This window comes from Nafulsella turpanensis ZLM-10, assembly GCF_000346615.1.
In the GTDB taxonomy this organism is placed as follows: Bacteria; Bacteroidota; Bacteroidia; order Cytophagales; family Cyclobacteriaceae; genus Nafulsella; species Nafulsella turpanensis.
The window spans coordinates 1-7,505 of the sequence record NZ_ANNU01000090.1; the positions used below are offsets into that span (position 1 = coordinate 1).

Here is a 7,505-nt window from a genome sequence, read left to right on the forward strand (position 1 = left end):
AAAAGGTCGGAAGAAAAAATCTTCCGACCACTCCTGCCGGGAAAAGGCAGCCTTTACAATATACTGTAGTTTTGAGATTTGTGCTTTAGCCATTCAAACTTCTCCGCCTTTTTTATTTCAGAAAAGCCGGAATAATTTTTTACCCGCCAAAGAATTAAGCGTGGCCTATCCAGGTTTTGCGGTTTTCCAGCTGGGCGGGACTGGCCTGAGGGTCGGGAATAATTTTTATTTCCTGGTAAAAAGTAGTGGCAGCCGGCTTTAGCACCACTTCTTTTAGCTGGTGGTTTCTGAAGAAGCTGATTCGTACTTCTGTCTGGGTATGTACCTGCTCCTCGAGATGAGTGGTTACACGCACGCCATTCACGGCAATAATTTCGTCGTTCTTGCTCAGGAGCTCATCGGCGGGGCTGCCGGGGGCGGTATCTGCCACGAAGGTAAGTCCATCTTTTTCCATTACCTTGAGTCCGAAAAGCCGTTGAAGGGCATTATTATTTTCTCTTTGGTGGAGCCTCAGCCCCACCCAATCCAGGGCTGTGCCCAGTGCATTTTCCAGTGGCTCCTGTCCGGTAATAAACTGCTCGAAATAATCCTGCAGGTTTTGTCCGGCTACCTGTGCAGCCACTTCCTGAAAGTCGCCATAGGTGTAGCCACGCTGCTGTTCTGCAAACTCCTTATTAAGGATGCGCATAACCGAATCGAGCGAACCTTCATTATGGGTAAGGCTGCGGAGCTTCAGGTCGAGCAGGAGCGAAACCAGGGCACCTTTAATATAGATGGATACCTTGCGGTTAGGGATGCCGGGGGTATAGCCATCGAGCCACATGTCCCAGCTGGAGTCGGCCAGGGAGTGGTTAAAGCGCCCCCAGTTGGTCAGGTGTCTTTGTAATACTTTATTGAGCTCCTGCAGGTAATCGTCCAGGCTAAACACTCCGCCCCGGGCCAAAAACACATCGCCCAGGTAAGTGGTAACGCCTTCTGCGACAAAGCCTGTTACAAAATAGTTTTCTCTGGTAAAATTGTAGGGCATCATCTCTGCCGGGCGTATCCGGATGATGTTCCAGCAATGGTACAGCTCATGAGAGCTTACGCCAACAAAATTCTTGTAAAGTTCAGGACTATTGATTTCGTAATCCGGCCCAAGGGTAATAATGGTGCTGTTGTAATGCTCCACCCCGTGGTAGGCCTTGTAGGGCAAAAACTGGTAGAGGAAGTGATAATCGTCAGTCGGAAAACCCTCCATAGCCGCCACCTGCACTTCGCTGAACTTCCGGAAATCTTCCAGTGCCTGCTCCCAGTTAAGGCGACAGTGGCCCATTACCCAAATATGAAAGCTAGTATCTTTTACCCGGTAAGTGCGGTGCTGTAGCTGGTTACTGGCTATCATGGGGCTGTCGACGAGCACATAGTAGCTGGGGGCGTGTAGCAGGTGTTTATCGGGCTGCTGAAGTCCGCAGGCAATTTCATAGTCGGAGGGGAGCTTTAGTTTTACGCTGCACTCCTCATCAAGGCGGCCTTCCGCATAAATTAGGCAGTTAATGAAGTTGACGTATAACTGTTCCTCATCAAGGTAGGAGCTGCCGGCGTCCATCTGGTTGGCATAGTAATTATAATGAACAGTCAGTTGCGCTACGCCGGCTGTCTGTACCTCCCAGCGATCTTTGCTTACCTTCTTATACGAAAGTGCCTGTCCTTTTCCGTCTGTTACCCGAAACTTCTGAATATTTTTAGCAAAATTACCTAACTCATAGCGGCCGGGGCGCCAGCTGGGGAGCTGGAGGTAGGTTACCGACTCGTGGAGCTTATCGACTGTAAATTGAATGTCTATATAATGTTGGTGCGCTTTCTGGTAAGATAAGGTATATTGCATCTAATATTATTCAGTAGTGAGTGTAAAGGGTAAAGGAACGCAAAATCCGGAGAAAACGGGGTGGTTCATTCCTGTTTTTGCTGCATTGATATTCATTATGCCCTAACCGCCGGAGAACTGTAAAGTTGGGGTTCAGTATTTTATCCTGACAAATTTACATCCTGTTTTGGTATTTATCAAAAAGCTTTCTACTTTTGCATCCCATCAGTTAAGAGAGAATAACAGACAGTAATAATGAAAAGAACATTCCAACCATCGCAGCGCAAGAGGAAGAACAAGCATGGTTTCCGTGCAAGAATGGCTTCTGTAAGCGGTAGAGCCGTTTTGGCGAAGAGAAGAGCTAAAGGCCGTAAAAAATTAACTGTTTCTGACGAACGTCGGAGCAAGAAATAGTAGTTGAAGCCTCCGTGGCTTCAACTATTCTTTTTTAAAATATATGATAGCGCTCCTGTAGCGCTAATTTTCTTTGTACCGCTTGTGTAAAGGCAAACGTGCAGCATACACTCCCCAAATCCGAAAGGCTCAATAGTAAAAAGTATATACAGGCGCTTTTTCGGAAAGGTGCGGGCTTTACCCATTTCCCCTTCAAAATTATTTACCTGTCCCTGAGCCGGGAAGAAGCGCTGGAAGCCATGAATGCCCCTGCTTCGGTGCAGGAGCCGCCGGCTGTCCAGGTCCTCTTTTCCTGTTCCAAGCGTAATTTTAAAAAAGCTGTAGACCGTAATAAGGTAAAACGCCGGATGCGGGAAGCGTACCGGCAACATAAGCAGCTGGTTCCGGCAGGATCCTACTTTTTAATTGCCTATATTTATATCGCACCCGAGATTTTTCCTTACCATTTCATCGAAGAAAAACTAAAATCTTCTCTAAAGCGTTTAGGAGATATCAGAAAATAACCAACTTCACGCTAAGCCCTCTTCTTTATGAAATCCTTCTCAAAAAGCGCTCTCCTCTTCCTGCTTGTTGGCGCTATGTCTCTGGGTCTGTTTTCCTATACCGACCCCGGCGCCCGCTACTTTGCCATTGCTAAAAACCTTGATATTTTTGCCACCCTTTTTAAGGAGGTGAATACCTATTATGTGGATGAGGTAAATCCGAATGAACTGATGAAGGTAGGCATTGATGCCATGCTCGCTCATCTCGATCCTTACACCAATTACATTCCGGAAGACCAGATAGAGGATTTTCGCACCCTTACCACCGGGCAGTATGGAGGAATAGGCGCGGTTATAGGATCGCGGAATGGACAAAATACCGTGCTGATGCCTTATAAGGGCTTTCCGGCTTATGAGGAAGGTTTGCGCATTGGCGATGTAATTGTAAAAATAGATGGCATAGAGGTGGCCGGTAAATCAACCGAGGACATCAGTAAGCTACTGAAGGGCCAGGCAAATACCGGACTTACACTTACCATACGCCGCTTCGGCCTTAAAGAACCCCTGCAGCTGGCCATGAAGCGGGAGCATATCCGGATAGAGAATGTGCCCTTTTCAGGAATGATTACGGAAGAGATTGGCTATATAAAGTTGTCTGATTTTACACCGGGGGCAGGAAAAGAAGTGCGGCAGGCACTGGAAAAGTTAAAAGAAAAAGGGGCTAAAAGCCTGGTACTCGATTTGCGCGACAACCCGGGTGGACTTCTTTCCGAGGCAGTAAATGTTTCGAATGTATTTGTGCCGAAAGGTGCCGAGGTGGTAAGTACCAAAGGAAAAGTAGAGGAATGGAATAAAACCTATTATGCACTCGATGCACCGCTCGATACGGAAATTCCTTTAGTAGTCTTAACGAGTAGCCGCAGTGCATCTGCTGCCGAAATTGTTGCCGGTGTTATACAGGATTACGACAGGGGAGTGCTTGTAGGAAAAAGAACCTTTGGAAAAGGCTTGGTGCAGGTAACCCGTCCCCTGACGTATAATTCCCAGCTGAAGGTTACCACGGCAAAATATTATATACCGAGCGGCCGCTGTATACAGTCTATTGATTATAGTAACCGGAATGAAGATGGCAGTGCAGGTAAGGTTCCAGATTCTCTCAGGGTAAAATTCCTGACCAGGAATGGTCGGCCGGTGTATGATGGTGGTGGTATTGCTCCCGATGTGGATGTAGAAGTGGAGCGGCTGGCGCCTATTTCCGTTAGCCTGCTGGCTAATGGCCTCCTGTTCGATTATGCTACGGAATATCAGCATACGCACCCCGAGCTGGTTTCTGCCCGTGCATTTGAGGTGAGCGATGCCGAGTATGCCCGTTTTACAGAATGGCTATCTACTAAAGATTATGATTACACCACAGAGGTAGAAGAGAAAATAAGTGAACTGGTGGAAAGTGCCAAAGAGGAGAAGTCTTATGAAGATATTCAGGATGAGATAGAGAAACTGCAGCAGAACTTTGCGCACAATAAGAAAGAAGACCTTAAGGAGTTTGCGGAGGAAATAAAATATTTATTGAAGCAGGAAATCGTTTCGAGGTATTATTTGCAGGATGGGATAATTGAAGCTTCTTTTGATAAAGATGAAAATATAAAGTCGGCTGTTGAGGTACTGACTCAGCCGGAGAAGTATGCTCAGTACCTGAGCGGGCAGAAGTAAGCTTTTTATGGAACATGTGTATCTTGCCCTCGCCGGCCTGGCAGGCGGATTCTTATCCGGCCTGCTGGGAATCGGTGGAGGGATTCTTTATATTGTTATTCTTCCTGTTGCTTTAGCGAATCTTGGCGTTCCGGAAAGTGAGCTTGTTCAGTACACCATTGCTAATTCCTTGTTTGGTACCCTCATTGCATCGCTTTCGGGTGCCTACGGCCTGTTCAGGCAGGGAGAATTTTACCTGAAAGAGGTGCTGATTTTAGGGGTAGCAAGTGTGCTGACAGGCCTCCTGTCGCTGGAATATATTGTAAATACCCCTTTCTATTCCCAAAAGGCTTTTAATATTATCGTAATTCTGGTGCTCGCCTTTATTTTTGTAAAAACAATTATGACGGCAAAGCAGGAGCCTGCCTATGATGAGAACCATCCCAGAAAAAATATTATGCTGGCAGCCAGTGGGTGCGGGGGCGGCCTTATCGCCTCGCTTTCAGGCTTAGGTGGGGGGGCTATTATTGTTCCGATGCTTAATATTGGGATGCGGATGGATATTAAAATGGCAAAGTCCATTTCGCTGGGGGTAATTGTGCTTAGTTCAGCAAGCATGACCTTTTTTAATACCCTCGAGGAGCCGGTTTACGATGTTAATTATTATAATACCGGCTATCTGGTTTGGCCTGTTATGATAGCCCTCTCTGCGGGAGTGCTGTTAGGTTCGCCCCTCGGAGTTACAACGGCTCGACGGTGGCCGGCGCATATTATCAGCTATATCTTTTCCGTTTTTATCCTGATTGTTATAGGTTTGAAGTCTTATAACCTGATTGAAGAACTTATTTAATGTCTTTACTTCTAAGCATCGATTCGGCCACCAAAGTGTGTTCTGTTGCCCTTCATCAAGATGGGAGCCTGCTGGCCAGCCAGCACTTGCATATCGATAAATCACATAGTGGCCTTTTAACCGTTTTAATAGATCATTTGCTTCAGTATGCCGGTTATAAAATGGCAGACTTAAGTGCGGTAGCGGTTTCGGAAGGCCCTGGTTCTTACACAGGCTTACGAATTGGTGCTTCCACGGCTAAAGGCCTTTGTTTTGCGCTCGATATTCCACTGGTGACGATTAATACCCTGGAGGCGATGGCAAAGGGGATGAGTTATTTTGCCGAAGAGGAGAGCTTGTTTTGTCCGATGATCGATGCCAGGAGAATGGAGGTTTATTGTTTGCTTGCGACAAGCTCAGCAGAAATAGTAGAGGCTCCGCAGGCAAAAATTATTGACGAAACCAGCTTCCTGCGGGAACTTGAAAAGCAGAAAGTGTATTTTTTTGGAGATGGATCGGCTAAATGTCAGCCTTTGCTGGGAAGACACCCGAACGCCCGCTTTATAAAAGATGTTGTTCCTTCGGCTGTGTATGTGGGGGAGTTAGGTTGGCAACGCTTCAAGGCTGAGAAGTTTGCCGATGTGGCTTATTTTGAGCCTGATTATCTAAAAGAATTTTACAGTCCGAAGGCAAAAGGGAAAAAGTAAAATATGGAAGAAATGATTGAGAATAGAGTAGCCAAAAGCGGCCTGATTACCATTGACCTCGAAGACTTTTATGTAGAAGGAGAGCGGGTGGAGTTAGATATTGCTCCTGTGCTGTTTCAAGGAATGGTTTTACGGGAAAAAGATTTCAGGCAGTGGGTGAAGGAGCATCAATGGGAGCAGTATCAGGGTAAGCTGGTGGCAATATTTTGTAGTGCCGATGCAATAGTGCCCACTTGGGCTTATATGCTTATAGCAACTAAGATAGTATCTTATGCGAAGATGTTTGTGTGTGGTTCTGCAGAAAAGCTGGAGGAGGCATTGTTTCAGCAGGCAATAGAGCAGGTGAAGTCAGAAGAATATAGAGATGCGAAGCTGGTGATTAAAGGTTGTAGCCATAAGCCGGTTCCCACTTATGCATATGTAGAGTTGAGCAGAAAATTGGCGCCGGTTGCGGCAAGCATTATGTACGGAGAGCCCTGCAGTACAGTTCCTGTTTATAAAAGGCCAAAACAATAGGATTAAAAGATTATAAGGATCGGAGCGGAAGGGAAAAATCCTGTGCAAAAGAAGTAAAATACAGCCACTATTTTTAGTGAGAAAAATTGGGAGGTAAAGCTTGCAGAAAGAAAAAAGAGCTGTTATGTTTGCAATCCCAAACGAGGGAAACAGAGCGGAAGAAAGAGATTTTTGAAAGCTACATATATTTGAAGGGGAGAGAGTTGCTGTTGGGCAAAAGCCGTAGCAATGCAACGGCGGATAATTTACTTTATAAAATTCTGCACAAGCAGGAACTAAAGAAAGCTTGAAGTTGGTTCTCCTTAAGCTGACCCGAAGATGATGCCCAGTCAAGGAAAGCATCTGAAAGGCCGTCTCAAAAAAAGACTGGTAAAGGGAACTATAAAGGACCCAAAGCCTGTTCTGAATTAGTCTGACCGAATGAAGAAGCACTCGCTTTAAATATTCATTCATTAAGACCCTACCTTTGGCAAACCCACATCGCGTGGTATCCCGCCGCAAATGGAGAAGTAAGATTCATTCTTCCACATCCACCAATAAGAAAAAGTAAAGAGAACGGAAAGCGTTCTTTGTCTTGTTATGAAGCGCTGCCTTGCTTTATAGGAGAGGTTAGTGATAACACAGCGGTTGAAAGACGAAAGAAAAGGTTTTAGAGCTGAAAGAAAAGAATTTTTTCAGTACCAAGCTCAGGAAAAGTAAAGGGGAAAAAGACAACAAGAATTTTTCTTTTTTGTTTGTCTGAATCGGAAAGTTTTCTACCTTTGCACTCCCCTTACGACAGCAGGTTGAAAGGGAAAAGAAAATGAAAATTTGAAAAGCGGAGCAAGCACTTATGGAGCTGACGAAAAGGAATTTGAGGCAGTAGATTTGTTCTATATTTTACCGCATTGCGGGAGAAAAAAAGAATAAATAAAAGCTTGCAGCGAAGCAAAACATTCTTTACCTTTGCGTTCGCTTTCGGAAAAAAAAGGCAGCTAAGCAGTAGCAGTCTTCGCTTGAGAAGCCAGAATAAAATAGCTTCA

Annotated in this window: 7 protein-coding genes; 6 read left to right on the forward strand and 1 reads right to left on the reverse strand. The window is 45.5% G+C overall.

Annotation, left to right across the window (positions count from 1 at the left end):
* Window positions 1-154: 154 nt before the first annotated feature.
* On the reverse strand, window positions 155-1,867 hold the full coding sequence (locus F752_RS0123015; protein WP_017734101.1) for a M61 family metallopeptidase: 1,713 nt from the start codon (window positions 1,865-1,867) through the stop codon (window positions 155-157).
* Between the two features lie 234 nt (window positions 1,868-2,101).
* On the opposite strand from F752_RS0123015, the gene rpmH reads away from it, so the two are divergent.
* The 6 genes from rpmH (at window position 2,102) to F752_RS0123040 (ending at window position 6,483) form a co-directional block, all read left to right on the forward strand.
* The gene (rpmH, locus tag F752_RS25940) at window positions 2,102-2,260 is read left to right on the forward strand and encodes a 50S ribosomal protein L34 (RefSeq protein ID WP_081604638.1); all 159 of its coding nucleotides are present in this window, start codon (window positions 2,102-2,104) and stop codon (window positions 2,258-2,260) included.
* A gap of 98 nt (window positions 2,261-2,358) precedes the next feature.
* The gene (gene rnpA / locus F752_RS0123020; protein WP_017734102.1) at window positions 2,359-2,763 is read left to right on the forward strand and encodes a ribonuclease P protein component; all 405 of its coding nucleotides are present in this window, start codon (window positions 2,359-2,361) and stop codon (window positions 2,761-2,763) included.
* Window positions 2,764-2,790: 27 nt separating this feature from the next.
* Window positions 2,791-4,452: a S41 family peptidase gene (locus F752_RS0123025; RefSeq protein WP_017734103.1), complete on the forward strand. Its 1,662-nt coding sequence runs from the start codon at window positions 2,791-2,793 to the stop codon at window positions 4,450-4,452.
* A gap of 7 nt (window positions 4,453-4,459) precedes the next feature.
* Window positions 4,460-5,281: a sulfite exporter TauE/SafE family protein gene (locus F752_RS0123030; RefSeq protein WP_017734104.1), complete on the forward strand. Its 822-nt coding sequence runs from the start codon at window positions 4,460-4,462 to the stop codon at window positions 5,279-5,281.
* Window positions 5,281-5,967, forward strand: a complete 687-nt coding sequence (gene tsaB / locus F752_RS0123035) for a tRNA (adenosine(37)-N6)-threonylcarbamoyltransferase complex dimerization subunit type 1 TsaB (protein ID WP_017734105.1) — start codon at window positions 5,281-5,283, stop codon at window positions 5,965-5,967. Before F752_RS0123030 ends, tsaB begins: the two co-directional genes overlap by 1 nt.
* Before the next feature lie 3 nt (window positions 5,968-5,970).
* Window positions 5,971-6,483 (forward strand): DUF2480 family protein, encoded by a 513-nt coding sequence (locus F752_RS0123040; RefSeq protein ID WP_017734106.1) that lies wholly within the window; start codon window positions 5,971-5,973, stop codon window positions 6,481-6,483.
* Window positions 6,484-7,505 lie beyond the last annotated feature (1,022 nt).

Coding starts and splice junctions, on each gene's coding strand:
- F752_RS0123015 (WP_017734101.1), bottom strand. CDS start 1,867: ATGCAATATACCTTATCTTACCAGAAAGCGCACCAACATTATATAGAC.
- rpmH (WP_081604638.1), top strand. CDS start 2,102: ATGAAAAGAACATTCCAACCATCGCAGCGCAAGAGGAAGAACAAGCAT.
- F752_RS0123025 (WP_017734103.1), top strand. CDS start 2,791: ATGAAATCCTTCTCAAAAAGCGCTCTCCTCTTCCTGCTTGTTGGCGCT.
- F752_RS0123030 (WP_017734104.1), top strand. CDS start 4,460: ATGGAACATGTGTATCTTGCCCTCGCCGGCCTGGCAGGCGGATTCTTA.
- tsaB (WP_017734105.1), top strand. CDS start 5,281: ATGTCTTTACTTCTAAGCATCGATTCGGCCACCAAAGTGTGTTCTGTT.
- F752_RS0123040 (WP_017734106.1), top strand. CDS start 5,971: ATGGAAGAAATGATTGAGAATAGAGTAGCCAAAAGCGGCCTGATTACC.